Annotated in this window: 19 protein-coding genes; 15 read left to right on the forward strand and 4 right to left on the reverse strand. The window is 59.9% G+C overall.

The window, feature by feature from the left end:
- Positions 1-70: 70 nt before the first annotated feature.
- The 5 genes from HX793_RS05010 (at position 71) to HX793_RS05030 (ending at position 6354) form a co-directional block, all read left to right on the forward strand.
- A complete protein-coding gene (locus HX793_RS05010) occupies positions 71-2194 on the forward strand; it encodes a DUF1631 domain-containing protein (RefSeq protein ID WP_177094977.1) in 2124 nt (707 codons plus the stop codon).
- Positions 2195-2255: 61 nt separating this feature from the next.
- Positions 2256-2819, forward strand: coding sequence for a 1,6-anhydro-N-acetylmuramyl-L-alanine amidase AmpD (gene ampD, locus HX793_RS05015; RefSeq protein ID WP_095014671.1), 564 nt, complete (start codon positions 2256-2258; stop codon positions 2817-2819).
- Positions 2816-3652, forward strand: coding sequence for a regulatory signaling modulator protein AmpE (gene ampE, locus HX793_RS05020; RefSeq protein ID WP_095014672.1), 837 nt, complete (start codon positions 2816-2818; stop codon positions 3650-3652). The genes ampD and ampE overlap by 4 nt, the downstream gene beginning before the upstream one ends.
- A 1439-nt stretch (positions 3653-5091) precedes the next feature.
- Positions 5092-5796 (forward strand): methyl-accepting chemotaxis protein, encoded by a 705-nt coding sequence (locus HX793_RS31960; RefSeq protein ID WP_371858002.1) that lies wholly within the window; start codon positions 5092-5094, stop codon positions 5794-5796.
- 126 nt (positions 5797-5922) lie between these two features.
- On the forward strand, positions 5923-6354 hold the full coding sequence (locus tag HX793_RS05030) for a hypothetical protein (RefSeq protein WP_177094974.1): 432 nt from the start codon (positions 5923-5925) through the stop codon (positions 6352-6354).
- Here the strand turns inward: HX793_RS05030 and HX793_RS05035 are convergent.
- Positions 6301-7077: a TatD family hydrolase gene (locus HX793_RS05035; RefSeq protein ID WP_177094972.1), complete on the reverse strand. Its 777-nt coding sequence runs from the start codon at positions 7075-7077 to the stop codon at positions 6301-6303. The genes HX793_RS05030 and HX793_RS05035 overlap by 54 nt on opposite strands.
- A 2-nt stretch (positions 7078-7079) precedes the next feature.
- Positions 7080-8075 (reverse strand): catabolite repressor/activator, encoded by a 996-nt coding sequence (gene cra / locus HX793_RS05040; RefSeq protein WP_016976272.1) that lies wholly within the window; start codon positions 8073-8075, stop codon positions 7080-7082.
- Positions 8076-8368: 293 nt separating this feature from the next.
- Between cra and ptsP the strand changes: the two genes are divergently transcribed.
- From ptsP to HX793_RS05055, 3 genes are read left to right on the forward strand one after another with little or no spacing between them, the layout of a single operon-like run.
- Positions 8369-11227 carry a phosphoenolpyruvate--protein phosphotransferase gene (ptsP, locus tag HX793_RS05045; RefSeq protein WP_177094970.1) on the forward strand — a complete coding sequence of 953 codons (2859 nt, stop codon included), beginning with the start codon at positions 8369-8371 and terminating at the stop codon, positions 11225-11227.
- A complete protein-coding gene (pfkB, locus tag HX793_RS05050; RefSeq protein WP_177094968.1) occupies positions 11228-12148 on the forward strand; it encodes a 1-phosphofructokinase in 921 nt (306 codons plus the stop codon).
- Positions 12149-12159: 11 nt separating this feature from the next.
- Positions 12160-13866, forward strand: a complete 1707-nt coding sequence (locus HX793_RS05055; protein WP_177050294.1) for a PTS fructose-like transporter subunit IIB — start codon at positions 12160-12162, stop codon at positions 13864-13866.
- A 108-nt stretch (positions 13867-13974) separates the two neighbouring features.
- Here the strand turns inward: HX793_RS05055 and HX793_RS05060 are convergent, their stop codons facing one another.
- Positions 13975-14916 carry a LysR family transcriptional regulator gene (locus tag HX793_RS05060; protein ID WP_177002363.1) on the reverse strand — a complete coding sequence of 314 codons (942 nt, stop codon included), beginning with the start codon at positions 14914-14916 and terminating at the stop codon, positions 13975-13977.
- Positions 14917-15372: 456 nt separating this feature from the next.
- Here HX793_RS05060 and HX793_RS05065 point away from each other — a divergent pair, with 456 nt between their 5' ends.
- From HX793_RS05065 to HX793_RS05095, 7 genes are all read left to right on the forward strand, one after another.
- Positions 15373-16335, forward strand: coding sequence for a proline dehydrogenase family protein (locus HX793_RS05065; protein ID WP_177050292.1), 963 nt, complete (start codon positions 15373-15375; stop codon positions 16333-16335).
- A 10-nt stretch (positions 16336-16345) separates the two neighbouring features.
- A complete protein-coding gene (locus HX793_RS05070; protein WP_095014681.1) occupies positions 16346-17407 on the forward strand; it encodes a threonine aldolase family protein in 1062 nt (353 codons plus the stop codon).
- Complete coding sequence (locus tag HX793_RS05075) at positions 17404-18708, forward strand: hypothetical protein (protein ID WP_016976265.1); 1305 nt, start codon at positions 17404-17406, stop codon at positions 18706-18708. The genes HX793_RS05070 and HX793_RS05075 overlap by 4 nt, the downstream gene beginning before the upstream one ends.
- The gene (locus HX793_RS05080; RefSeq protein ID WP_177050290.1) at positions 18705-19922 is read left to right on the forward strand and encodes an MFS transporter; all 1218 of its coding nucleotides are present in this window, start codon (positions 18705-18707) and stop codon (positions 19920-19922) included. Before HX793_RS05075 ends, HX793_RS05080 begins: the two co-directional genes overlap by 4 nt.
- Entirely contained in the window at positions 19922-21037 is a 1116-nt protein-coding gene (locus HX793_RS05085) for an aminotransferase class V-fold PLP-dependent enzyme (protein WP_177050288.1), read from the forward strand. The genes HX793_RS05080 and HX793_RS05085 overlap by 1 nt, the downstream gene beginning before the upstream one ends.
- Before the next feature lie 213 nt (positions 21038-21250).
- Entirely contained in the window at positions 21251-22237 is a 987-nt protein-coding gene (gene gntB / locus HX793_RS05090; protein ID WP_016976262.1) for a guanitoxin biosynthesis L-arginine gamma (S) hydroxylase, read from the forward strand.
- 90 nt (positions 22238-22327) lie between these two features.
- Complete coding sequence (locus HX793_RS05095; protein ID WP_016976261.1) at positions 22328-23869, forward strand: alkaline phosphatase D family protein; 1542 nt, start codon at positions 22328-22330, stop codon at positions 23867-23869.
- A gap of 99 nt (positions 23870-23968) precedes the next feature.
- On the opposite strand, the gene HX793_RS05100 is transcribed toward HX793_RS05095, so the two are convergent.
- Positions 23969-26494 carry a PepSY domain-containing protein gene (locus HX793_RS05100; RefSeq protein WP_177050286.1) on the reverse strand — a complete coding sequence of 842 codons (2526 nt, stop codon included), beginning with the start codon at positions 26492-26494 and terminating at the stop codon, positions 23969-23971.
- Between the last annotated feature and the right edge of the window lie 15 nt (positions 26495-26509).

The following is a 26509-nucleotide window of genomic DNA, read 5'->3' on the forward strand; positions in this document are numbered from 1 at the left end:
AATCTCGCGCCTTGCAATTGGCGTCATAGCTTTGACGTTCAGACCAATACCGCCGTTTCAGGAGGCCAGGATGCACAATGACGGAAAGGTGGTGCCCTTCAACAAGGCGCCCGCCACGCCATCGCCGCTCGCCCGACTGCCGGTGGTGTTGCTGCAGGTCCGCGACAAGGCAGCACAACAGTTGCAGCAGGGGCTGCAGGATTTGTTCGATAACGCCGACGACACCTTGTTCGAAATGGCCGACAAGGCGCGCAACAACCTCGACCACCATATTTTCTTCGAGGCCATGCGCGACCTGCGCCTCAAGCGCAAGAATTTCGAGCGTGTGTTCATGGAGCGCCTGTTTGAAGCCTTCGCCAGCCTGGGTCAGGCAGGGCGCGGGGAATTGCAGTTGGTGCCGGTGGTTTCCTACGACGCAGCACCGGGCTCATCCAAGGATGACCTGGAAAAAGCCGTTGCACTTGAGGCCATGCTGGGTCGGGTGCGGCACCGTGATGGCTTGGCCTTGGCGCAACTCACGGCTCGCTTGAGCGCGTTGCTCGGCAATCGCCTGGATGATCGTGAAAACCCACTGGGGCCTGCACTGCTGTGTGAGTTCTTCCTGCGGGCGGGGCGCAGCCTGGGCGTGGAGATTCGCGTCAAACTGATCATGCTCAAGTTGTTTGAAAAGTACGTGCTCAGTGACGCCGACCAACTGTATGGCGAAGCCAATCAATTGCTGGTCGCGACCGGTGTGTTGCCGGAGCTCAAAGCCGTACCGTCGCGGCGGCTTGAGGCGCCTGAGTCCCGCAAGCTGCCGCGCGAAGAAACCTTGCCGCCTGTCGACGAAAATGGCCAGGAAGCCTTCGCCGCGCTCCAGCCGTTGCTCGCCGCGGTACGCGGTAGCGTGGCGCCGACCCTTGAAGCCAGCGCCGAACCCTTGCCCATTGCCACCCGTGACCTGCTGCGCTTGCTCTCCCATTTGCAGCAGTACGTGCCGGAGCCTGAGGTCGAGGATGATTTCGACCTGCGCAACCAGCTTGAGCAGTTGCTCACTCGCGTCAGCGTCAAGAGTGGCAAGTCGCGGGTGGTGGAGGAGGCGGACGAAGATGTGATCAACCTGATCGCGCTGCTGTTCGAATTCATCCTCAACGACCGCGCCGTGCCCGATGCCTTCAAGGCCTTGATCGGCCGTCTGCAGATCCCGATGCTGAAGGTGGCGGTGCTGGACAAGAGCCTCTTCAGTCGTGCCAGCCACCCGGCGCGACGCCTGCTCAATGAAATCGCGGCCGCGGCCATGGGCGGCAGCCAGCGCGACCACTTGTATCTGCGCATCGAGCAGGTGGTGCAGCGCTTACTCAATGAATTTGTCGAAGATCCGGCGATTTTCTGCCAATTGCTCGCCGAGTTCAGTGCATTCACTGCCGATGAGCGGCGGCGCAGCGATTTGCTTGAACAACACACCCGCGATGCCGAAGCCGGGCGCGTGCGCACCGAAGCGGCTCGCCAGCGCGTGGCCGATGTGCTGAACAAGCGGTTGTTGGGCAAGACCCTGCCGCGTCCGGTTGTGCAATTCCTGCAACAGGCCTGGAGCCAGGTACTGTTGCTGGCCAGCCTCAAGCATGGCGAGCAGTCGGTGCAGTGGCAGGCGGGGCTGCGCACCATGGACGAACTGATCTGGAGCGTCGGTCTGCAACAAGACACCGAAGCCGGGCGCCATTTGCTGGAGCAACTGCCGGGCTTGCTCAAGGCCTTGCGCGACGGATTGACCAGCGCCGCGTTCGACCCCTTCAGCACCCGCGAGTTTTTTGTGCGTTTGCAGGCCTTGCATGTCCAGGCACCTGAAGGTGTCGACGAGTGGATCGAAGTGCACGAACCCTTTGTGCTGACCTCGGCGTCACCTGACCCGGTCCGCGATCTGCAGGACAACGACCTCGACCGGATCAAGGCTCACCAACTCAAGATCGGTGGCTGGGTGGTGTTCGAGGAGGACGCGACCACTACGCTGCGCTGTCGGTTGACGGCAATCATGGCGCCGGCCGACACCTACATCTTCACCAGTCGCACGGGGCTCAAGGTGTTGGAGAAAAGCGCGGGCCAATTGGCATTGGCGTTCAAGCAGGGCACGCTGCACGCCTTGGACGGCGGCCCCTTGTTCGAGCGTGCCTTGACGGCCGTCGTGGGCAAGCTGCGACAACTCAATCGCGGCAAGTGATCGCAACCTGTGGGTCGAACGCGGCATACTGATCACACGTTGTCTCGTTCAAGGAACCTGTATGCAGTTGGACCCCACCAGCGGTTGGTGCAAGGGCATCCGTCATTGCCCTTCGCCCAACTTCAACGAGCGCCCCGCCGGCGAGATCTCACTGTTGGTGGTGCATAACATCAGCCTGCCACCGGCGCAGTTCGCTACCGGTAAAGTGCAGGAATTCTTCCAGAACCGCCTGGATGTCACGGAACATCCCTACTTTGAAGGGATCGCTGACCTACGGGTGTCTGCGCATTTTCTGATTGAACGTGATGGTGCGGTGACGCAGTTTGTGTCCTGTCTTGATCGCGCCTGGCATGCCGGGATCTCGCAATTCGAGGGGCGGGACACCTGCAATGACTTTTCCTTGGGGGTGGAGCTTGAAGGCACGGATGACCAGCCGTTCACTGACGCCCAATATGCGTCATTGAGCGACCTGACCCGCCAGTTACTGGCGGCTTACCCCGACATTACGCCCCAGCGTATCTGTGGTCACAGCGATATCGCCCCGGGTCGCAAGACCGATCCCGGCCCGGCTTTTGATTGGACGCGCTTTCGCAGCGCCCTACAGGATGGAGGACACGCACGATGAGTTTCCTGGTGTTGGTGCTGGCCGTATGGATCGAGAAGTTCTCGGCCCTGCGCCAGCGGTTGCAGCGTGATGGCGGTTGGCTGCGTGAACTTGCCAAGCTGGAATCGAGCCCGCGCATGGGCAAACAGCCCTGGCTGATCCTGGCATTGCTGGTGTTGCTGCCGGTGGCATTGTTGGCGTTGCTGCTGCTGGTGTTGGAGCCGGTGGCTTACGGGCTGTTGGCACTGCCGGTGCACCTGCTGGTGGTGATCTACAGCCTGGGCCGTGGTGATCTGCTTGCCGGGCTCGGCCCCTTCCGCGATGCCTGGCGACGTGGCGACCTGCAAGCCGCCGAGCATGTGGCCGAGCGTGACCTGAACCTGAGCGCCGACAGTGGCGAACAACTGCTCGAACGCGTCCAGGGCCATCTGTTGTGGCAGGCCTACCAGAGCTTTTTTGCGGTGATTTTCTGGTACTTCCTGTTGGGTCCGGTGGCTGCGCTGGCTTATCGCCTGCTCGCACTGGCCAGTGACCACAGCAAGAACCCTTTGGTGGCTGAGCGGGCCGGGCAACTGCGCCACGCCTTTGACTGGCTGCCGGTGCGTCTGCTGGCGGCCAGCTTTGCCCTGGTGGGCAACTTCGTCGCCGTTGGCCGTGTGATGCTGCATGAACTGCTGAGTTGGGACATCAGCGCTGCCCAGTTGGTGGAGAAAGTCGGCCTGGTCGCCGCCGAAATCCCGCCACCGGCGGTCGGTCCCGACGGCATCAACAGCCTCGACCGACTCTGGGAACTGCTGCTGCGCGCAGCGGTGCTGTGGTATGCCGGGTTTGCCATCTGGACGGTATTGCCCTGACGGCTGATCTCATTAACCTTAAGTTACAAAACTCCCTTTCAAATTGAGCTATACAGATGCTGGCTAACTGCCGCCCTGCGCCTCAATAAAAATAAAAGAAAGGGAGTTCACCTGTGAAGAGCTTGCTCTATCCCGCCGTCGCGCTGATGAATCGCCTGAGCTTCGGCATGAAGTTCAGCTTGATCAGCGTGTTGTTCCTGCTGCCGATGCTGGCGACCAACTATTACCTGGTGCGTGACTCGTGGCGTGAATTCCAGGGCACCCGCGTCGAACTGCAAAGCCTCGACTTGCTTGGCAGCAGTCTGGCGCTACGCCGCGACCTGGAAACCCTCAACAACCAGGTGCAGATCAACGCCACGCTGGGCCAGTCCGGCAAGGCGGGCGACCTTGAGGGCAAGATCAGCGCCTTGGAACACAGCGTGTTGAGTCGCCTGCAAAGCCTCAACGCCATGACGACCGAGCCCGAGCAAATTGCCGCGTTTGACGCCAAGCGCGACGAGTTGATCACCGCCTTCAAGGCCCAGCAACAGGAAACCTCGTTGCTGAGCAAAAGTGCGCTGATCGGCAAATTGCTCAATAAGGCCCAGATGCTCAGCCAGATCATCGCCAGCCAATCCGGCTTAAGCCGCGACTCCCAAAGCGATCTGCGCCAACTCAGTGAATTGATCACCAGCGTGACCCCGCAGGTCACCCAGACACTGGGCGAAGGCCGGGCGATGGGCGCCTATTCTCTGGGTCAAGGCTTTCTCAATTCGTCGTCCAGCACACGCTTTGACGAACTGTTGCAGCAACTGGAAAAACTCCAGGCCGAATATGGCTTGAAATTGCAGGACGCCCTGGGCTCCAGCAAAGCCGCGCATACGGCCCTCGACAGCCTGGCCAAGGCCAGCAGCGCCAGCCTCAAGCAAGGCAGCGAGTTGTTTGAAGAACAGGTGGTGATGGCCGAAACCCTCGACGCACCCTGGCAGGATTTCTACGACGGTGTCAGCCGGTTGATGGCCCAGACCTACCAGTTGGATGACGCCACGTTGACCTTTCTCGGACAGCAGTTGGAACAACGTCTGGCACAGAACCGCACACACATGGTGGTGCTGGTCTCGGCGCTGAGCGCGGTGTTCCTGTTGATTTTCTATTTGTACGCAGGCTTCTACGCCTCCACGCGCACCACGCTGAGGCGCCTGGGCGCGATGATGGATAAGGTGGCGGCCGGGGACATGACCGTCACTTTTGTTGCACATAGCCGCGATGAACTGGGTGACCTGGGCCAGGTGTTCAACGGCACCGTGGCGAAGATCCATGACTTGATCGAGCGCGTCGGGCATACCGTCAGTCAAGTCGAGTTGCAGGCCGGACAGGTGGAGACGGTGTCGGCCCAGAGTAATCAGGCCGTATCCGGGCAGCGTACGCAGATCGAACAGGTGGCGACCGCGATGAACCAGATGTCGTCTACTGCGCAGGAAGTTGCGCGCAGCGCGGCGGCGGCAGTGAGCAGTGCCCATAGCGTCAACGATGAGACCGTCAGCGGCCGTGGCCTGGTGCAGTCGCAGCAGGGCAGCATTGCGCGGCTCGCCACGGAGATCGATCAGTCGGTGCGGGTGATCAACCAACTGGCCACCGACAGCCAGTCCATCAGCAGCGTGTTGGAAGTGATCAAGAGCATTGCCGAACAAACCAACCTTCTAGCACTCAACGCGGCTATCGAAGCCGCGCGTGCTGGCGAGCAAGGGCGTGGGTTTGCGGTGGTGGCCGATGAGGTGCGCACGCTGGCACGACGCACCCAGCATTCCACCGAAGAAATCGAACAGATGATCAGCCGCTTGCACAGTGGTGTGGCGGCTGCCGTGAAGGCCATGGGCAGCAGCCATGAAATGGCCAGTGGCACCGTGGGGCAGTCGGAAAAGGTCCAGCAGGCCCTGGAAAACATCCTCGGTGCCGTCGGCATGATCGTCGATCAGAACCAGCAGATCGCCGCCGCTGTGGAGCAACAAACCGCCGTCGCCCACGATATCGACCAGAACATTGTTGAAATCAATCGGGCTGGCGAGCATGCGGCTGAGGGCACGCATCAGACCGAAGCGGCGAGTCGACAGCTATCGCTGCAGGTGATTGAGCTGAAACAATTGATCGGCGCGTTTCGGGTGTGAGAGCCATGTGTAGGATTTATCGCCTTGTGGTGTGGCGCTTGTCCTGATTTTGCTGCGTCTCTTTTCTGGAGCCGTGAATCGGTGAAAATTGTTTCACTCGATTTCAAGTCCAGGGGAGGCACAGCGATGGCCGCTGCGATCGGCATCAAAGGGCACTGCGCCCATTGTGATATCACCTTTAACCTCAAGCCTTGGCAACTGAATGCCATCGCCATCGAAGAGCCGTTCGATTGCCCTTACTGCCAGTGGATTTTGCAGTTGAACTGCCCTCGGCAGTTGCGCCAGTTCAGGTCCCTGGACCAGTGGGCGATGGTGCGCCCGAGCATGGCGGTATTGACCTGCACGGTGCTGATCGTGGCGCTGGTGGTGGAGTGGGTGGGGCTGATCAGTGTGATCGGCCAATTCAACATCTCGTTGGTGGTGCTGCTGGTGCATTTTCTGGTGTTGCGATACGCCCGTTACCGCCAGCGCATGACGTTGAATCTACAATTGGTCACACCCGCGCTACCAGTTGAACAGCTCGCGCGCATTGCGTGTGCTCGCCTCAGCCAGCAATAAAGCGTTGGTACCCATGCGCTCGGCGAGCGCGGTGCAGATAGACGGCAGGTGTTCGGGGCTGTTGCGTTGGCCGGGATACATGGCGGGCGCCATATCCGGTGAGTCGGTTTCCAGTACCACCGCATCCAACGGCAGGTGAGCCAGCACCTTGTGCATGCGCAGGGCCTGGGGCCAAGTGGCGGCGCCGCCCAAGCCCAGTTTGAAGCCGAGCTTGATGTATTCGCGGGCTTCTTCGCGGCTGCCGGCAAATGCATGGATGATGCCGCCACGGGGCAGGCGAATGCGCTTGAGGGTGGCGATCACGGCCGCGTGGCTGCGACGCACGTGCAGCAGTGCTGGCAGTTGGAAGTCCACCGCCAGTTTCAGTTGCGCTTCAAACAGGCTTTGCTGGCGTTCGCGGTCCAGCTGTTCGAGGAAGTAATCCAGGCCGATTTCGCCCACAGCGCACAGTTGCCGGTGGCCGTGCAGGCGAGTCAGCCAGTCGCCCAGCTCCGTCAGGTCGGCGGGGCGATGGTCATCGAGGTACACCGGATGCAGGCCAAAGGCAGCGAACAAGCCTTCGTCCGCTTGCACCAGGTCCCATAACCGCTGCCAATTCTTCTGATACACGCCCAACACCACCATGCGTTGCACGCCCAAGGCTCGGCTGTGGGCGAGGACTTCCCGGCGATCACTGTCGAAGTCCGGAAAGTCCAAGTGGGTGTGGGTGTCGATCAACTCCACGCTCAGGCCTCGCGAATACGCTGCTTGAACGTCCGGCCGATGGCATGCACGCCGGGTTGGTACTGTTCTTCTTCAACCGCGGCCAGGGCCAGGCGCAGGGCGGTCTCGGCAATCAGTTGATGTTGCTGGGCCATGGCGTTGACCGGCAGCGGCAGGAAATCCAGCAACTGGGTATCACCAAAGGTGCCCAGGCGCAGCGGCCGTGATTTGAGCGGGAAGTCATGCAGGGCGTCGAACACGCCTTGCAGCAGCACGTAGGACGTGGTCACCAGCGCGTCAGGCAAATGCCCCAGTTGCTGCAGAAGTTGCTCCATCAACTGTCGGCCGCAATCGCGGCTGAAGGCTTCACCGTGTTCGACGATCACCTCGCCGGTGAAACCTTCGAGTGCCTCGCGGAAGCCGGCGGCACGTTCCTGGCTGATGCTTAGCTCGGGCCGTGCGCCGATCAGCACGATCTGCTTGGGCAGAGGTTGCAACAGGCTGCTGGTCAATTGCTGGCACGCCTGGCGGTCGTCGCTGACCACCGAGCAGAAATGATCCGCGCCCATCACCCGGTCGATGGCAATCACTGGCAGCCCCTTGGCCTGCAGCTCGCGGTAACTGTCATCGCTGGCCGGCAAGCAACTGGCGACAAACAGCGCATCACAGCGCCGGGCACGGAACAGTTGCAACAGTTGGCGTTCGCTGTCGGCGTCATCGTCGGAGCTGGCGATCAGCAGTTGATAGCCGCGCGCCCGCGCGCCTTGTTCCAGCAGCTTGGCGATGCGCGCATAACTGGGGTTTTCTAGGTCGGGCAGGATAAAGCCCAAGGTGCGCGTGTGCCGACTGCGCAGCCCGGCGGCCTGGGGGTTGGGGGTAAAGCCATGGGCTTCGACCACGGCACGCACTCGCTCGACGGTGGCGCTGCTGATGCGTTGCTGTTCAGCCTTGCCATTGATGACGTAGCTGGCGGTGGTCACGGACACACCGGCGAGACGGGCGATATCACTGAGTTTCAAACCGGGATTTCCTTGTTTTCTGGAGCTTGCCCCGACATTTTCTCCAATCGTAACCGATTCCTGTACACGACCAATGTCCTGGCTCAAGCGCCGAGTGGTTCTTCAAGGATGCGCAATTAACGCGTAGTCTTCCATAAACTATAGATTAAACGTTTCAGCCAGCGTATTTTTACGACGTTCGCGACTGAGTGGCTACTGCCAATTGACTGCTCAGTCAGTAATTCTTGAACACCCTTTACACTGTTTGTTTAAAACAATACCTAGTGCGCCACCGCACTAACTAGGAGAACGGCATGCTTGAGCTCACTGTAGAGCAGATTTCCATGGGCCAAGTGGCTGTGGACAAATCTGCTGCCTTGCACCTGCTCGCTGAAAAACTGGTGGCCGATGGCCTGGTCGCCGAGGGTTACCTCAGCGGTTTGCAAGCCCGTGAAGCCCAAGGCTCGACCTTCCTTGGCCAAGGTATCGCCATCCCCCACGGCACCCCCGAAAACCGTGACCAGGTGTTCTCCACCGGTGTGCGGCTGCTGCAGTTCCCCGAAGGGGTGGACTGGGGCGACGGCCAGATCGTGTACCTGGCCATCGGTATCGCCGCCAAATCCGACGAACACCTGCGCTTGCTGCAACTGCTCACCCGCGCCCTCGGCGAAACCGACTTGGGCCAGGCCCTGCGCCGTGCCGGCAGCGCCGAAGCGCTGTTGAAACTGCTGCAAGGTGCGCCGCAGGAACTGGCGCTGGATGCGCAGATGATCAGCCTGGGCGTGTCGGCCGACGATTTCGAAGAGCTGGTATGGCGCGGTGCGCGTCTGTTGCGTCAGGCCGATTGTGTGAGCAATGGTTTCGCCGCCGTGTTGCAGCAGGTGGACGCGCTGCCCCTCGGCGATGGCCTGTGGTGGTTGCACAGCGAGCAGACTGTCAAGCGCCCAGGGCTGGCGTTTGTCACCCCGGACAAACCCATGCGTTACCTCGGCCAGCCGCTCAACGGCCTGTTCTGCCTGGCCAGCCTGGGCGAAGCCCACCAGACGTTGCTCGAGCGCCTATGTGCCTTGCTGATCGAAGGCCGCGGCCAGGAACTCGGCCGCGCCACCAGCAGCCGCGCCGTGCTTGAAGTGCTCGGCGGTGAATTGCCTCCAGATTGGCCCACTGCGCGCATCACCCTGGCCAACGCCCACGGCCTGCATGCACGCCCAGCGAAGATCCTTGCGCAGTTGGCGAAAAGTTTCGAAGGCGACCTCCGCGTGCGCGTCGTCGATGGTCCAGTTGGCGCCGTGTCGGTGAAAAGCCTGAGCAAACTGCTGAGCCTCGGTGCGCGTCGCGGCCAGGTGCTGGAGTTTGTCGCCGAACCGAGCATTGCCGGCGACGCGCTGCCCGCGCTGTTGGCGGCGGTGGAAGAAGGCCTGGGTGAAGAAGTCGAGCCGCTGCCGACCGCGAGCGCCCCGCCTGAAGTCGTCGATATCGAGCCGGTGCTCAGCGCGCCCTTGGCCGGCAGCCAGATCCAGGCCATCGCCGCCGCGCCGGGCATTGCCATCGGCCCAGCGCATATCCAGGTTCAGCAGGTCTTCGATTACCCACTGCGTGGCGAATCCTCGGCCATCGAGCGCCAGCGCCTGCGCAGCGCCTTGGGTGATGTGCGTCGTGATATCCAAGGCCTGATCGAGCGCAGCCAGTCCAAGGCGATCCGCGAGATTTTCATCACCCACCAGGAAATGCTCGACGACCCGGAACTCACCGACGAAGTCGACACCCGCCTCAAGCAAGGCGAAAGCGCTGAAGCGGCGTGGATGAGTGTGATCGAGGCGGCCGCCAAGCAGCAGGAGTCGTTGCAGGATGCTTTGCTTGCCGAACGTGCCGCCGACCTGCGTGACATTGGTCGCCGCGTGCTGGCGCAACTGTGTGGCGTCGAAACCGCCCAGGAGCCGAGCGAACCTTACATTCTGGTGATGGACGAAGTCGGTCCGTCCGATGTGGCGCGTCTGGACCCGGCGCGCGTCGCCGGCATCCTCACCGCCCGTGGCGGCGCGACGGCCCACAGCGCCATTGTCGCCCGTGCGCTGGGTATTCCGGCGTTGGTCGGTGCCGGTCTGACGGTGTTGCTGCTGACCGCCGGTACGCCGTTGTTGCTGGATGGCCAGCGCGGTCGCCTGCATGTAGACGCCGACGCCGCTACCCTGCAACGCGCAACGGTCGAGCGCGACACCCGTGAACAACGCCTGCAAGCCGCCTCTGCGCAGCGCCACGAACCGGCCCTGACGCGCGACGGGCACGCCGTGGAAGTGTTCGCCAACATCGGCGAAAGTGCCGGGGTTGCCAGCGCGGTGGAGCAGGGTGCCGAAGGCATTGGTTTGTTACGTACCGAGCTGATTTTCATGGCCCACCCGCAAGCGCCGGACGAGGCCACCCAGGAAGCTGAATACCGCCGCGTCCTCGATGGCCTCGCCGGTCGCCCGCTGGTGGTGCGCACCCTTGATGTGGGCGGCGACAAACCGCTGCCTTACTGGCCGATCGCCCAAGAAGAAAACCCCTTCCTCGGCGTGCGCGGCATTCGTCTGACCTTGCAGCGCCCACAGATCATGGAAGCGCAACTGCGGGCGCTGCTGCGCTCGGCGGACAATCGCCCGCTGCGCATCATGTTCCCCATGGTCGGCAGTGTTGACGAATGGCGCGCAGCCCGCGACATGACCGAGCGTCTGCGCCTGGAAATCCCGGTAGCGGACCTGCAACTGGGGATCATGATCGAAGTGCCGTCGGCGGCATTGCTCGCGCCGGTCCTGGCCAAGGAAGTCGACTTTTTCAGCGTCGGCACCAACGACCTGACCCAGTACACCCTGGCCATCGACCGTGGCCACCCGACCCTGTCCGCCCAGGCCGATGGCCTGCACCCGGCGGTGTTGCAACTGATCGACATCACCGTGCGCGCCGCCCATGCCCATGGCAAATGGGTCGGCGTGTGCGGCGAGCTGGCGGCGGACCCGTTGGCGGTGCCAGTGCTGATCGGCCTGGGTGTCGATGAGCTGAGCGTGTCGGCCCGCAGCATTCCCGAAGTGAAGGCGCGCGTGCGCGAATTCAGTCTGAGCGAGGCCCAGGGCCTGGCGCAACAAGCACTGGCGGTGGGCTCGCCCGCCGAAGTGCGAGCCCTAGTGGAGGCCGTGTAGATGGCAAGGATTCTGACCCTGACGCTGAACCCTGCGTTGGACCTGACGGTACGCCTGGCGCGCCTGGAACCGGGTGAAGTCAACCGCAGCGAAACCCTGCTGACCCATGCCGCCGGCAAGGGTGTGAATGTGGCGCAGGTGTTGGCCGACCTGGGCCATCTGGTGAGCGTGGGCGGGTTTCTCGGTGAGGAAAACCCCCAGGCGTTCGACGCGCTGATCGCCCGCCGTCGATTTGGCAATGCGTTCATTCGCGTGCCGGGTGAAACACGCAGCAATATCAAGATTGCCGAGCAGGATGGCCGGGTCACCGACATCAATGCGCCTGGGCCGCTGGTGAGTGAAGCGGCGCAAGAAGAGCTGCTCAAGATGATCGCGATGATCGGTCCGGAATTCGATGCGGTGGTAGTGGCTGGCAGCCTGCCGCGCGGCGTCAGCCCGCAGTGGTTTCAGAAAATGCTCGAACAACTGAAAAACCTTGGCTTGAAAGTCGCCCTGGACACCAGCGGCGACGCATTGCGCGCCGGGTTGAAAGCTGGCCCGTGGCTGGTCAAACCCAATACCGAAGAACTGGCCGACGCCCTGGGTAATGCCCCGGATGCCATCAGCCAATTGCATCAACAAGGTGTGGAACACGTGGTGGTTTCCGACGGCGCTGCGGGCGTGAGCTGGTACAGCCCGGGCACATCGTTGCACGCCACACCGCCCAAGGTCGCGGTTGCCAGCACCGTCGGCGCCGGCGACTCGCTGTTGGCTGGGATGCTCCACGGTCTGCTCAGCAGCGATACACCGGAGCAAACCCTGCGCCGAGCCACGGCAATTGCCGCGATGGCGGTGACGCAGATCGGTTTCGGCATCAGCGATCACGCGCAATTGGCGTGCCTCGAAAGCGGCGTCCACGTGCGCGCGCTGACAGAACAATAAGAGGGTTTGTGATGAAGTTAGCCATTGTTACCGCCTGCCCAAACGGCATGGTCACCAGTGTGCTGTGCGCCCGCTTGTTGGACGCCGCCGCGCAGCGCCAAGGCTGGAGCACCAGCGTTGAAGTGGTGGATGTGCAGCGCCCGGAACGCCAGTTGTCCCAGGCCACGATCGACGACGCCGAATGGGTGTTGTTGGTCAGCAGCACCCCGGTGGATATGCAGCGGTTTGTCGGCAAGCGCGTGTTCCAGAGCACGCCGGCCCAGGCGCTGGCGGATGTCGACGCGGTGTTGCGTCGCGGCGCAGAAGAGGCGCAGGTGTATGTCGCTACGGAGAAGCTGGCCAAGCATGCGCCGCGCATCGTCGCCATCACCGCTTGCCCAACCGGCGTGGCACACACCTTCATGGCCGCAGAAGCCTTGCAGCAGACCGCCAAGCGGCTGGGCTACGACTTGCAGGTCGAGACTCAAGGCTCGGTCGGTGCACGGACGCCCTTGAGCCCGCAGGCCATTGCCGATGCCGATGTGGTGTTGTTGGCGGCGGATATCGAAGTCGCCACCGAGCGCTTTGCCGGCAAGAAGATCTACCGCTGCGGCACTGGCATTGCCCTCAAGCAGTCCGAAGCCACCCTTAATAAGGCGCTGGCTGAAGGTGCGGTGGAAAACGCCGCCAGCGGTGCGGTGGCCAAGAAAGAAAAGACCGGCGTGTACAAACACCTGTTGACCGGTGTGTCGTTCATGTTGCCGATGGTGGTGGCGGGCGGGCTATTGATCGCCTTGTCGTTCGTGTTTGGCATCCATGCCTTTGAACAGGAAGGCACCTTGGCAGCTGCACTGAAAACCGTGGGTGACCGTGCCTTCATGTTGATGGTGCCGTTGCTGGCGGGCTACATCGCCTACTCGATTGCCGACCGGCCCGGCATCGCGCCCGGCATGATTGGCGGCTTATTGGCCGGGACGCTGGGCGCGGGCTTTATCGGCGGCATCTTCGCCGGTTTCCTGGCCGGCTATTGCGTCAAGCTGATCACCCGTGCGGTGAAGTTGCCGCAGAGCCTGGAGGCGCTCAAGCCGATCCTGATCATCCCATTGCTGGCGAGCCTGTTTACCGGCCTGGCGATGATCTACTTGGTGGGGCCGCCGGTCGCGCGCCTGCTTACTGGGCTGACCGACTTCCTCAGCACCATGGGCACCACCAACGCGGTGCTGTTGGGGATTCTGTTGGGCGGCATGATGTGTGTCGACCTGGGTGGGCCGATCAACAAGGCGGCGTACGCGTTTTCCGTCGGTTTGCTGGCGGCCTCCAGTGGCGCGCCGATGGCTGCCACCATGGCCGCCGGCATGGTGCCACCGATTGGCATGGGCATCGCCACGTTCCTGGCCCGTCGCAAATTCGCCCAGACTGAGCGCGAGGCCGGCAAAGCGGCGATGATCCTCGGCATGTGCTTTATCTCGGAAGGCGCGATTCCGTTTGCCGCCAAAGACCCGTTGCGCGTCATCCCGGCCAGCATTGCCGGTGGTGCGTTGACCGGCGCGCTGTCGATGTACTTCGGCTGCAAACTGGCGGCGCCCCACGGCGGCCTGTTTGTGCTGGTCATTCCGAATGCGATGAACCATGCGTTGCTGTATTTGCTGGCGATTGTTGCCGGCAGCCTGTTGACGGGGTTGGTGTACGCGCTGATCAAGCGCCCGGAAGCCGTCGAACTGGCGGTCGCGCCGACCTGATCGCATGTATCAGCAGTGGGGGCACGGCACTGTGGCAGTGCCCGGGTGGTCGCGGTTGTACATCGGCATGCAAAGGCGGCCTTGGGGTCGCCTGGTTTCTCAAGGGGGTCATGTTCGTCTAAGCCCCCCTAAGATGCCGCCTGCTGGCGTCAGGCTTGCCGTCAATGCGTCCAGCAAGGCACTGACCTTTGGCAGCGTTTGGCGGCTTTTGACCCAGGCAAGATTGATCGGAATGCCCTCGGTTGCCAGGTGGGGCAACACTTCTACCAAGGTTCCGTCTTCCAACTGCTGATTAATCAGCCACGATGGCAATTGTGCGATTCCACTGCCCGCCAATACCGCCATCAACAAGCCTTCGCCATTACCGATCACCAACCGGGCAGCCACCGGTTGGCGTTTTATGGCGCCCGGATGCTCGCCTGCGAAACTCCACGGGGTGATATTGCCATCCACCCAGCCATAGGCGATGCAGTGGTGATGCTCCAGATCCTGCTCCGTGAGCGGCGTGCCGTGCTTGGCCAAATAGCTCGGCGATGCGCAGAAGGTATGCCACTCACTGGCCAGGTAACGATGCGCCACTCTTTCGGGCCAGACATCGGCGCCGCCGATGCGCACCACCACGTCCACGCCTTCCTGGAATGGGTCGATCAACCCGTCGGAGAACGTGATGTGCGGTATCAGCAGCGGGTGATCCTGCATGAACCGCAGGAGCGTCGGGAGCACTTGTGCGCGGCCGAACGCGCCTGGAAGGTCGATTCGAATCCGTCCACGCGGCTCGATATTGTCGACTTGCAGTGACAACTCTGCCTCTTCGAGGTCTGCGAGCACACCGGTGCAGGTGCGATAGAACGCGATCCCGGCATCGGTCAACGAAAGGCGTCGGGTCGTGCGTTGAAAAAGCCGGGTGCCCAATCGGCTCTCCAGCCGGGCGACACTTTTACTGATGGCGGAGCCTGTCAAATTCATTCTCTCGGCCGCGGCCTTGAAGCTGCCGGTCTCCGAGACGCAGACGAACACATCAATCCCTTTCAAGCGCTCTGAGGAAAACATACGAACCCTGTATCCATGAATTTAGTTCCACCTATCTGGTAAAAAAGATCATAAATCAGAACGTGGCACGGCGGTAAGCTAGACGCACGAATACCTGTCAGTGATTCGCTACTCGCAATGTCATAAAAATGGCCTATTGATTGACGAGACAAGGATGCTGGTCACTTTTAAAATAAATCTGACGACGATAAGTGCTCTTTCCCGGCACTTCGTATATCGACCCTGTTATGAGCAATCGCTGCATCTCCTGTTTATGGAGCGGCGTTGCTTTGAGTCCCCGAGCATTCTCATGCAGGCGGAATAGGGCAAAAAACACCTTTCAGGTTATGAGTGGCATTTTCTTGTCCAGGGCACTATTGCGCGCGTGAAATGGGTCGCCGAGTTTTTAATAAAACACCTGTGCTGTTTTATAGATGAGTTGTGGTTGCACAAACTATTGTCTGCAAGGAGGAAGAAATGCTTTCCAAGGAAGTTTATACACTGGCCTGTGCAGGGTTGAAAAAGTTGGCACTCAACCAGGCCTGTCGCGATGCGTTTGATAAAAATTCATTGTTTTTCAAATTGTTCGAGCACGCTGCCCATCGTTACATTGTCGCGTCGGATGCGCAGGCATTGAGCGGTAAGCTGCAGGCGTTAGCGGCAAAAGGCTACCAGCTGGGTGTTGAATATGTGGGTGAAGAAAATCATGACCCAGGCGTTGTACAAGACTTTGTCAACGAGTACCTGAGCGCCATTAAAACGTTTGCCCGCGCTGGTTTAAAACCACAGTTGGGGTTTGATTTAAGTGCGGTGGGGCTGCTTGTTTCCCAGGAAACCGCCTATCACAACGCAGCCACTATCCTGTCGGCGGCGGCGGAGCACGATATCCCCGTCATGATCAGCATGGAGCACTCTTCGGCCGTTGATAAGATTCTGGAAGTGTACGCCGAACTTGCCCCCGCCCATCACAATGTCGGTATTACCGTGCAAGCGCACTTGCATAGAACTGTCGAAGACTTGCCGCGCATCATCAGCTATGGACGTAAAGTCAGATTGGTCAAAGGGGTTTACAACGAGGTACCCGACATTGCGCTGCCTCGTGGTGAGGCACTGGATAAACGCTACCTGTCGTTACTTGATGACTTGCTGGCCGCCAACGTGGCTGTGAGTTGTGCAACGCAAGACCCCAACTTGATCAAGCGTCTTTTCGACGGTGGTTATCAATTGAGGATCGAGGAGCTGGAGATGCTCCACGGCGTACAACCGGACGTGTTGCGCAGTGCCAAAGAGGCGGGCCTGACCTGCCGGATTGCCGCAGTTTACGGCGATAGCTGGTACCTGCATTTCCTGCACCGCCTGGCGGAGTCGCCGGACAATGTCCTTCAGGCACTTGCCGACTTCTACGACCCCTCGCGTATCACGTTCGGCGCTGGTTACTAAAGGAGCAGTCATGTTTATCGATCTCAGAAGCGATACGGTCACCAAGCCAACGGAAGGCATGCGCAAGGCTATCTACCAGGCGGAAGTCGGGGACGAATGCTTCGGCGAAGACCCGAGTGTGCGGGCTCTGGAAGCGTTCTGTGCCAATTACTTTCAAAAGGAAGCGGCGCTCTTCACCACGGGTGGCACGCTGAGCAATCAGTTGGCTATCAAGTCCCTCACCCAGCCCGGTGATGAGATTTTTCTGGATGCTTCCTACCACATCAACTATTACGAGGCCGCTGCTACATCGGCGTTTTCCGGCGTCAACTTCTCATTGTCGTCCCACGAGAACGGGTTGTTTGACGTCAGTGACCTGGAAAAGCTGTATGCCTCGCGTTGCCGCTGGAACCAGAACTACGCGTTGCCACGCGTGGTGGTGGTTGAAAACACCCTCGGGTGCAAAGGCGGTGCGATCTTTCCTCTGGCACAGATGAACGAAGTCTTCGGTTATGCCAAGACTATCGACGCCTATCGTTACCTGGATGGTGCTCGCATCCTCCACGCTTCTATCGCGTCAGGCATTGATGTGACCTCCTACACGGAAAACGCCGACCTCATGTCCATGTGTCTGTCCAAGGCACTGGGCGCACCAGTGGGCTCGATCATGGTGGGCTCTAAAGAGCTGATCCAGCGCGCCAGGAAATACCGTAAATGGTTTGGCGGCGATCTTCATCAGGCCGGCATGATGGCCGCCGCCGGGCTCTATGCGATGCACAACAATATCGAGCGCTTGGCCGAAGATCACGAACATGCGGCCCTGCTGCACCGCCTGCTCAGCGATATCGATGAGACGCCTGCGCACTACAAGGGAACCAATATGGTGACCCTGGATGTTTCTTCGCTGGGTATGACGCCGATGCAGTTCGGTACTCACCTGAGCCAACAAGGTGTCGCCGGCTTGCCTTATAACGCACGGGAAATGCGCTTTATGCCGCATATCAATATCAGTCGTGCCGACATCCTCAAGGCAGCGGGGATAATCAAAGCCACCGTGCGTGAATTGAGTTCAACGCGGGAGGCCGTCAAATGATCTACAAGAAAAATATCGTCGTGGTTGTCGATGCCTATTCGATTGGCAGTTTGATCGCACCTGCGTTCATGTCACGTGGGTATGAATGTGTGCACGTGCGTTCGACCGCTGACGTGAACGCGTTTTATGAGACCTGGTTCCGCACCGGGGATTTCATCAACGACCTGCTTTATCGTTCGGATGCAGAGTTGCAGGAAGCGCTGTCCGACTATTGCGTGCAGTTTGTCTTGGCCGGTTGTGAGTTCGGCGTGGAGTTGGCCGCCCATCTGGCTGCGCTGTTCAACGTCCCGCGCCATAACAATCCTGACCACGCAGTGCGCTGGCGCGACAAGTACCAAATGCACGAGGCGTTGTCCCGGGCGGGTGTACGATCGATCAAGCACTTCAAGTCAGATGCGTTGCCGGGCATTCTGGACTGGGTCAAGGAAAACCACATGCTGCCGGTGGTAGTGAAGCCGGTTAAAAGCGCCGGTTCCGACAATATCCACATTTGCACTGACGTCAGCCAGATTGAACACGCCTTCGACGTCATAAAGTCCAGTCGCAATATTTTTCTGGAAAGCAATGAAGAGATCCTGGTGCAGCAATACCTGGATAACTCGGACTTCAACTCGGAGTTGCTGCTCAGCAAGTCCAAAGACGTCGACATCGAATACTGCGTGAATACCGTGAGTGTCGATGGCCTGCACTACGTCAGCGAAATTATCCGTGTCTACCGTACTCGTATCGGTGCCTCGCCGGTGCATGACTACAACCAGCTGATGTGCCCGGTGGAGAATGCCGACGTCTACAGTCGGCTGTCCGGTTACATATTCTCTGTACTCGATGCGCTGGGCATCCGGCAAGGCGTCGGGCATAGCGAATTGATGATCGTCAATGACGAACCGGTGTTGCTGGAGACGGCTGCGCGCATGCCGGGCGGTATCGATCTTTCGGCCTATACCCGAGCCTTGGGGCATAACCAGTTGAGCCTGTGGATCGACTCGTTGATTAACCCTCAGGCTTTTCTCGACTACCGCCAGCGGCCGCGGAAAAAGCTCTACTTTCATTCCAGCTGTGTGTTTCTGATCTCGCGGCATGCGGGGCCAATCAAGCGTTCGCCGGACATCACGGCGTGGAAGGCGATCCCCGGCGTGCACAGCATAAAAATCCAGGATGACGGTGTACTCAAACCGACCATTTCCCTGGAAAACAGCCCCGGTCATGTATTCATCCTCGACAGCGATCGCACGAATATTCAGCACAGTATTGAATTGCTGCGTGAGCACGAGCCAAGCGTTTACAGGGAAATGCTGACATGAAGCACGTCTCGGAGGGACTGGTAGCCCAGAGTCAAGCCAGGGTCTATGACAGAACGGTGATCCTGCTGCTGTCGGCGACCTTTATCCTGACCGTCGCCAGGGCGCTGGCGTTGCCCTATCTGGTTATTTACTTCTCCGAGGCGTTTGGTCTGGGCGTTGCGGATATCGGTCTTGCGGTCGGCGGTGCATTGATCGTCAGTTCAGTCCTGGGGGTCTATGGCGGGTTCCTGGTGGACAGGTTCTCCAACTACCGGGTCATGCTCGTCGCTGCGACGGTGTTCGCCCTCGCGTTCGCGGTGGCGTTCCAGGTCACCAGTCTGGTGCCGTTCATCATCGCGATTGTGGTGGTGAACCTGGCCTATGCCGTGGTCGACATCGCCGTTAAATCCGGCATAGGTTTTCTGGTGGCACCGGACAAGCGCGGCGGGGTGTTCTCACTGAAGTACACCCTGACCAACGTCGGCTATGCCATCGGACCTTTTCTCGGTGTGATGTTTGCCAAAGTCAGTCCCGGAATGCCGTTTGCCGTGGCCGCGTTGATCGGGGCGGTCTTTGTCCTGCTGTATGGGCTGGTGGGTGGACGAATTCCTCGGCCAACGGGCAGTGCGAGTGAAGGTAGCGGAACGAGCTTTGCCAACGTGCTGGTGCATTTGGTCAAGAACTATCGGTTGGTGTGTTTCACGATCGGCGGCATTCTCAGCGCCATTGTGTTCGGGCAGTTCACCGCCTACTTGTCGCAATACCTGATCGTGACGAGCGACCCACAAAATGCGTATCGGATTATCAATTACCTGGTCACCACCAACGCCTGTGTGGTGATCGGTCTTCAATACCTGATCGGCTCGCGGATCAACCAGCACAACCTGTTTCGCATGTTAATGCTGGGGATGCTGTTCTTTGTGGTAGGGCTGATGGGGTTCGCCTATGCACAGATACCGGTTATTTGGGTACTTGCGATGATCGTTTTTACCGTGGGTGAAATCATCATTATTCCGGCGGAATATCTGTTTATTGATTACATAGCACCGGAGGATATGCGCGGCGTTTACTACGGCGCACAGAACTTGTCGAACCTGGGGGCGGCCCTCGGCCCGGTATTGTGTGGGATAGCGTTATCGCTTTATGCGCCCCAGGCGATGTTCTATGTCTTGTCCATGTGTATCGTGGTGGCGAGCGGTTTCTATTTTATGGGCTCACGAAATAGGGCTGATTGATGATTCACTTTAATACTGCAGGGGCCGGTCGTGTTTCCGCTGAAACGTTGCATGTGATGCAGGTTTATTTGCAAGAGGAACATGAACTCGGCGCCTATGAAACCGAACTGTCCTACGCCGCAACGCTGGACGGCGAAGTGTATGAAAATATCGCTCGGTTACTTGGCACGACTGCGCGCAATATTGCACTTTTCGATGGCGCTACCAAGGCGTGGGTGACGGCGTTGAACGCGCTGCCTTGGTCCAAGGGGGCGCGTGTCGTGGTCACGCCCTATGAATACGCCGGCAACCTGATCGCATTGTCTGAGTTGCAGCGCCGCTACGGCGTGGTGGTTGACGTAATGCCGCTGCTGGCAAATGGTGACCTGGACCTGCAATGGCTGGCACAGCATATGAGCGCGCAAGTCATGCTGGTCTCGGTCGTGCATGTGCCGTCGTGCTGCGGCATCGTGAACGATGTTGAAGCGGTGGGTAATATCTTGCGTGATTACCCGTGCTTTTACTTCGTTGATGCTTGTCAATCGGCAGGCATGCTGCCCCTGGATGTGCAGGCTATCGGTGCCGATGTGTTGACCGCCGCCGGTAGGAAGTTTCTTTGCGGACCCAGAGGCACGGGGTTTGCCTATCTGTCCGAGGATTTTATGGTGGCTGCGCAACCGCGCTTCACTGACCTGAGCAGGGCCAGCGTTGACGTGCGCGGCGTGGTGAGCCTGGGGGCTGATGATGCGCGGCGTTTTGAGTATGCCGAGCGTAACAATGCGGCAGTGGTTGGGTTGAACCAGGCGATCAAAGACCGTCTGTCCGTGGCCTACAACGTTGAGCGTGGGACCTACCGGTTTCTTTATCAACAGTTGGCCCAAACGGCGCATATCAGCGTCATCGCTCCAGGTACACAACAAGCGGGGATCATTGCCTTTACCCACGCTAATTATTCGGCAACTGTACTTGTCGATTACATGCGTGCGCAGGGCGTGAATGGCTGGCCGGGTTATGCCTCACATACGCCTTACTATATGTTGGGGCAAGGGCATGATCGCTTTGTGCGGCTATCGATTAATAATAAAAATAGCCTTGAAGATGTGCAGGTGTTCATGGAGTTGCTGGCGAAACTGTAATATTCATATTATATAAATAACAGGGTGGTGTAGCGGCGATACTCGCCGAGCATCGTCTGTGCTTCTATCGGTTGGCCAAGACAGGTGCAAACTATTAAGTTGCTCCGGCGGTTGGGTGTGGGTGATCAAGCGCTCGTCGCGTGGCCCGTTTTTATAATGTTGCGTATCAGGTAAATTACACTGGGCGCCTCGAACTGAGGAAAAGGAATTCTGATGGGTAATATAAATAAGTTCAATCCTGCCAATGAAGTGAAACAACGACTGCGTGCACTTTACAAAAAGGATAATTGGCACTGGATGTTGGCGGTGTTGGCCGACGTGGCCGTTATCTCACTGGCGGTGTTTTTTGCGGATCGCTACAACTACCTCTACCCACTGGCACTCCTGTTTATAGGCTCCCGGCAACGGGCCTTGGCTTCGTTGCTGCACGAAGCCGCGCACATGACGCTGACCCAAAGCAAAAAGCTCAATAAAGTCATCGGCGAATATTTGCTCGGCTACCCGATCTTCCAGAATTATGAGGCTTACCGACGCTCCCATGTGCAGCTTCACCATCACAATCTCGGTGACCCCCATAAAGACCCGGACCACCGCTATTACATCGAATCGGGCCTGTATAAAGCGACCGACCGCTTCGATTTTCTGATCGGGCATTTGCTCAAGAGCCTGACATTGGCCAATACCTATCGTTACTTCCTCTACCTGGTCAAGAATCGGGCTGGGGATATCCTGGCCAATCCGGCACAAGGCCTGAAATTGCTGGCTGTTCACACGGTACTGCTGCTGGTTTTCAGCTACTTCATCGGTCCGTGGGCCTATGTATTGTTTTGGCTGGTGCCGTATTTCACGGTGTTCCAGGTGATTGGCTGGTTATCCGAAGTCTCTGAGCATTTCGGGATGTTTGGCCTCTACCACGAAGAAGTGCAGCTCACCCGCAATCGCTTCCCCACGCTGCTTGAGCGTTCGATCATCGGGATGCATGGCGATAACTACCACCTGACCCACCACTTGTTTGCCGGTATCCCGTTCTGGAACTTGAAGAAAGCGCATCAGGTGTTGATGGATGACGAGCGTTACGCCGCCGCTAACCAAGGTTGCGGTGGGATTTTCACGGCGAAGGGCGATGCCAAATCCAGTATTGATCAAATATTCGAGGCTTATCGCAGCGGAAAGATCAGCGCTGTGGCCGTCCCTCAGTGATGCGTGGATAACGCATTATCGGTAGGGCTGTCATAGTCGCTTCATCCGGCCATGCTTAAGTTCCCCTTTTGATATTCAGAGGGCATGTGCATGAGCCACTTCGATCTCGGCCGCCGCCGCGTGATGCAAGCCGTCGGCGCCGGCCTGTTGCTGCCGGGCCTGGCCCCGGCGGTGATCGCCTCGGTCAAGGACCGGCCACAACTCACCGACGGCGTGCAGTCCGGCGACCTGCTCGGTGATCGCGCCATGATCTGGAGCCGCAGCGACCGCCCGGCCCGCATGGTGGTGGAGTGGGATACCCGCAGTGTCTTCAGCAACCCGCGCAAATTCATCTCACCCCTGGCCGACAACCGCACCGACTTCACCGCCCGTGTCGAACTCACCGGGCTGCCCGCCGACCAGGCGATCTTCTACCGTGTGCACTTCGAAGACGCCCAGACCGGCGTTGCCAGTGAACCCTGGTTCGGCCACCTGCGCAGCGTGCCGCAACAGCGCCGCGATATCCGTTTTGTGTGGAGTGGCGACACCGTCGGCCAAGGCTTCGGCATCAACCCGGACATCGGCGGCATGCGCATCTATGAAGCCATGCGCCTGCGCTTGCCGGACTTCTTTATCCACAGCGGCGACACCATCTACGCCGACGGCCCGGTGCCGGCCCAACTTACGGTCGAAGACGGGCGCATCTGGCGCAACATCACCACCGAAGCCAAGAGCAAGGTTGCCGAAACCCTGGATGAGTATCGCGGCAATTACCGCTACAACCTGATGGATGAAAACGTCCGTCGTTTCAACGCCGAAGTGCCGCAAATCTGGCAGTGGGACGACCATGAAGTGGTGAACAACTGGTCGCCGAGCAAGCAACTGGATGAGCGTTACCAGGTCAAGGACATCAACACCTTGGTCGGCCGTGCGCGCCAGGCCTGGCTGGAATATTCACCGATGCGTCGGCAGAGTGCCGATGGCGGCGGGCGGATTTATCGCAAGCTCAGCTATGGGCCGCTGCTGGATGTATTTGTGCTGGATATGCGCAGCTATCGCGGACCCAACGATGACAACCTGGGCGGCGAAAAGCCCTTCCTCGGCCGTGAGCAATTGGACTGGCTCAAGCGTGAGCTCAAAGGTTCGCAGGCGCAGTGGAAAGTCATCGCGGCTGACATGCCGATTGGCCTGGGTGTGCCCGATGGCGAAGTGAGCCCAGGCGTACCGCGCTGGGAAGCGATTGCCAATAATGACCCAGGCGCACCGCAAGGGCGTGAGCTGGAAATTGCCGAGCTGCTGGGCTTTTTAAGGGCGCAGAAGGTACGCAACCATGTCTGGCTGACGGCGGATGTGCATTACTGCGCGGCACACCACTATCACCCGGATCGTGCGGCGTTCCAGGATTTCGAGCCATTCTGGGAGTTTGTTGCCGGGCCGTTGAATGCGGGGAGTTTCGGGCCTAATCCGTTGGATAAAACCTTTGGGCCTGAGGTGGTGTTCGAGAAAGCGCCGCCGGCGCAGAACACCTCACCGTTCGCCGGGTTTCAGTTTTTTGGCGAGGTGAATATTGATGGGCAGACGGCGGAGTTGACTGTGGTTTTGCGGGACCTGGATGGCGTCTCGGTGTTCGAACAAAAACTGCAACCCGCCTGACTTGGAACGCAATCAAAACTGTGGGAGCTGGCTTGCCTGCGATAGCGGTGGTGAATTCACTACAGTCATCGCAGGCAAGCCAGCTCCCACAGTTGCCAATCAGTAGACGTCCCGGCGATAGCGACCTTGCTCGATCAGACGTTCCACCGCCTCACTGCCGAGTATGTCCACCAACGCCTGGTCCACCCCAGTCGCCATCCCCTGCAGACTCCCGCACACATAAATCGCCGCGCCGTCGCTGAGCCACTTACGCAGCACTTCGGCCGACTCACGCAGGCGATCCTGCACGTAGATTTTTTCCTCCTGGTCACGGGAAAACGCCAGGTCCAGCAGCGCTAGATCCCCACTGGCCAACCAGCCTTGCAATTCGTCCTGACAGAGGAAGTCATGCTTGATATTGCGTTCACCGAACAGCAGCCAGTTGCGCTGTTGGCCATCGGCAACGCGCGCCTTGAGCAAGCTGCGCAGGCCGGCCAGGCCGGTGCCGTTGCCCAGCAGGATCAGTGGCACGGGTACGCCTGGTAGATGGAAACCACTGTTGCGACGCAGGCGCAGGCTGATGCTGGAACCGAGGGCGGCATGTTCGGTGAGCCAGCCTGACCCCAGGCCCAGGCTGCCGTCGGGGTGGCGTTCCTGGCGCACGATCAATTCGAGTACGCCATCGCTGGCAATCGAGGCGATGGAGTATTCGCGCATGCCCAGGGGCACCAGCGCGTCCACCAGCGCCTGGGCATGCAGGCCGACCAGGTGGGCGCGATGCGTCGGCAGTTGGCGAGTGGCCAGGGCCTGATCGAGGGTGTGCGCCATGCCGTCGATCAGCACACCGTCGCTGTTGGCCAGGCCCAGGCCCCCCAGGAAGTGCTCGATGGCCCAAGGGCAGTTGCGCGGCAGCACTTCCACCAGGTCGCCGGCCTGCCAGCTTTGTGGCGAAGGTGAGGTGAGGCCCAGCAAGTAGACATCGGCGCCTGCGCTGTCGCGGTTGAGCAGGGTGCGTTGGCTCAGCGTCCAGTTTTCGTATTGGGCGGTCGGCCAAGCGGCCGCCGGGGCGTGGCCGGTGAGCTGGCCGAGTTGTTGTTGCCAGTGCAGCAGGGCGGCGGTGTCACCGCTGTCGACTTCCACGGGGGCAAACAGCGCGTTGCCGCCCTGATTGGTCAGCCAGAAATGCAGGCGCCGCGCGAAGCCGCAGAAGTGTTCGTATTGACGATCACCCAGGGCCAGGACCGAGTAGTTCAAGCCCTTTAGGGACAGGTCCTGGCCGAGCACGCTGCGCTCGAAACCGCGAGCACTGTCGGGCGCTTCGCCGTCGCCGAAGGTGCTGACCACGAACAGCGCATTTTCCGACTGACGCAGATCATCCTGGCTGACGCTGCCCAGGGATTGCACCTTCACCGGCAAGCCGGCCGCCTGCAATTGGCCAGCCGTTTGCCAGGCCAGCTGTTCGGCAAAACCGCTCTGGCTGGCGAAACCGATCAGCCAGGCCGGGGCATCGCTGGCATTGGCTGTGAGGCTTTTACGCGCGTCACGCACCTGGCGTTTTTTGCGACGACGGTCCAGGTACAACAACCAACCGGTGATGAAGAACAGCGGCATCAGCACCGAGCTGAGCGTGAGTATGATCCTTCCTGCCAGGCCGAAGTAACTGCCGGTGTGCAGCGCGTAGACGCTGGTCAGCAGTTGCGAGCCGAGGGTCTTGCTGGCGTAGCGGTCATGGGATTTCACCTCGCCGGTCGCCGGGTCCAGGTTGATCTGGTTCAGCGCGCGGTCATGGGGCGAGTTGTCCAGCAGGTAGTAGACGGTGGCCGGCTGCCCGGCGACGGCCGGCATGCGGATGTTGTAAGCACTCAAGCCTGGGCCGGCGTTGCTGTAGATGCTGCTCCAGATCGCATCGTAATTGGCTACGGGCGCCGGGCCTTCGGGGGCTGGGCCGCGTTTGCGCACCCGTTCATTCTGTGGGGCGTCGGACAGCAGCTTGGTCAGGCCCTGGCTGTACCAGTCGTAGGACCAATACAGCCCGGTCAGCGCCGACAGCAGATAGGCCAACAGGCACCAGGTGCCGAACACCGAGTGCAGGTCCCAGTTGAAGGCCCGGCCCTTTTTGCGCCAGTCCAGGGTCAGCCAGACGCGCCAGCTCGCCACCTGGCGCGGCCAGCGCAGGTACAAGCCGGACAGGCAGAAGAACACCAGGATCAGTGTGCAGGCGCCGGTGATGTTGCGCCCGGTATCGCCCATCACCAGGAAACGGTGAAATTGCAGCAGGAAGCCGAAAACTTCCTGGCCGACCACGTCGCCCATGTAGTCGCCGGTGTAGGGGTCGAAATAGCGCAACTGGCCACGGCGTTCACCGGGCGGCGGCGTGAAGAATACGCGGGCGGCGTTGCCGCTCTCGCTCTCAACGAACAGCATGGCCACGGTCTTGCCTTCGGTGGCTTCCAGCTTGCGCACCAGCTCGGCGGGCGGCAATACGCCAGCTTCGCGTTTTTCCACGGTCAGTACGCTAGGGTTGAGCGCCCGCAGTATTTCATCCTGAAACGAGACCGCAGCCCCGGTGATCCCCATCAAGGCCAGCACCAGCCCGGCGGTAATGCCGAAGAACCAGTGCAACTGGAACAGGGTTTTCTTCAACACGTCTGACCGCCTCGT

The organism is Pseudomonas reactans, from assembly GCF_013387025.1.
GTDB lineage: Bacteria > Pseudomonadota > Gammaproteobacteria > Pseudomonadales > Pseudomonadaceae > Aquipseudomonas > Aquipseudomonas reactans.

What these genes read in the sequence shown, in the direction of transcription:
- HX793_RS05010 (WP_177094977.1), top strand. Translation starts at nt 71, where the DNA reads ATGCACAATGACGGAAAGGTGGTGCCCTTCAACAAGGCGCCCGCCACG.
- ampD (WP_095014671.1), top strand. Translation starts at nt 2,256, where the DNA reads ATGCAGTTGGACCCCACCAGCGGTTGGTGCAAGGGCATCCGTCATTGC.
- ampE (WP_095014672.1), top strand. Translation starts at nt 2,816, where the DNA reads ATGAGTTTCCTGGTGTTGGTGCTGGCCGTATGGATCGAGAAGTTCTCG.
- HX793_RS31960 (WP_371858002.1), top strand. Translation starts at nt 5,092, where the DNA reads ATGTCGTCTACTGCGCAGGAAGTTGCGCGCAGCGCGGCGGCGGCAGTG.
- HX793_RS05030 (WP_177094974.1), top strand. Translation starts at nt 5,923, where the DNA reads ATGGCCGCTGCGATCGGCATCAAAGGGCACTGCGCCCATTGTGATATC.
- ptsP (WP_177094970.1), top strand. Translation starts at nt 8,369, where the DNA reads ATGCTTGAGCTCACTGTAGAGCAGATTTCCATGGGCCAAGTGGCTGTG.
- pfkB (WP_177094968.1), top strand. Translation starts at nt 11,228, where the DNA reads ATGGCAAGGATTCTGACCCTGACGCTGAACCCTGCGTTGGACCTGACG.
- HX793_RS05055 (WP_177050294.1), top strand. Translation starts at nt 12,160, where the DNA reads ATGAAGTTAGCCATTGTTACCGCCTGCCCAAACGGCATGGTCACCAGT.
- HX793_RS05060 (WP_177002363.1), bottom strand. Translation starts at nt 14,916, where the DNA reads ATGTTTTCCTCAGAGCGCTTGAAAGGGATTGATGTGTTCGTCTGCGTC.
- HX793_RS05065 (WP_177050292.1), top strand. Translation starts at nt 15,373, where the DNA reads ATGCTTTCCAAGGAAGTTTATACACTGGCCTGTGCAGGGTTGAAAAAG.
- HX793_RS05070 (WP_095014681.1), top strand. Translation starts at nt 16,346, where the DNA reads ATGTTTATCGATCTCAGAAGCGATACGGTCACCAAGCCAACGGAAGGC.
- HX793_RS05075 (WP_016976265.1), top strand. Translation starts at nt 17,404, where the DNA reads ATGATCTACAAGAAAAATATCGTCGTGGTTGTCGATGCCTATTCGATT.
- HX793_RS05080 (WP_177050290.1), top strand. Translation starts at nt 18,705, where the DNA reads ATGAAGCACGTCTCGGAGGGACTGGTAGCCCAGAGTCAAGCCAGGGTC.
- HX793_RS05085 (WP_177050288.1), top strand. Translation starts at nt 19,922, where the DNA reads ATGATTCACTTTAATACTGCAGGGGCCGGTCGTGTTTCCGCTGAAACG.
- gntB (WP_016976262.1), top strand. Translation starts at nt 21,251, where the DNA reads ATGGGTAATATAAATAAGTTCAATCCTGCCAATGAAGTGAAACAACGA.
- HX793_RS05095 (WP_016976261.1), top strand. Translation starts at nt 22,328, where the DNA reads ATGAGCCACTTCGATCTCGGCCGCCGCCGCGTGATGCAAGCCGTCGGC.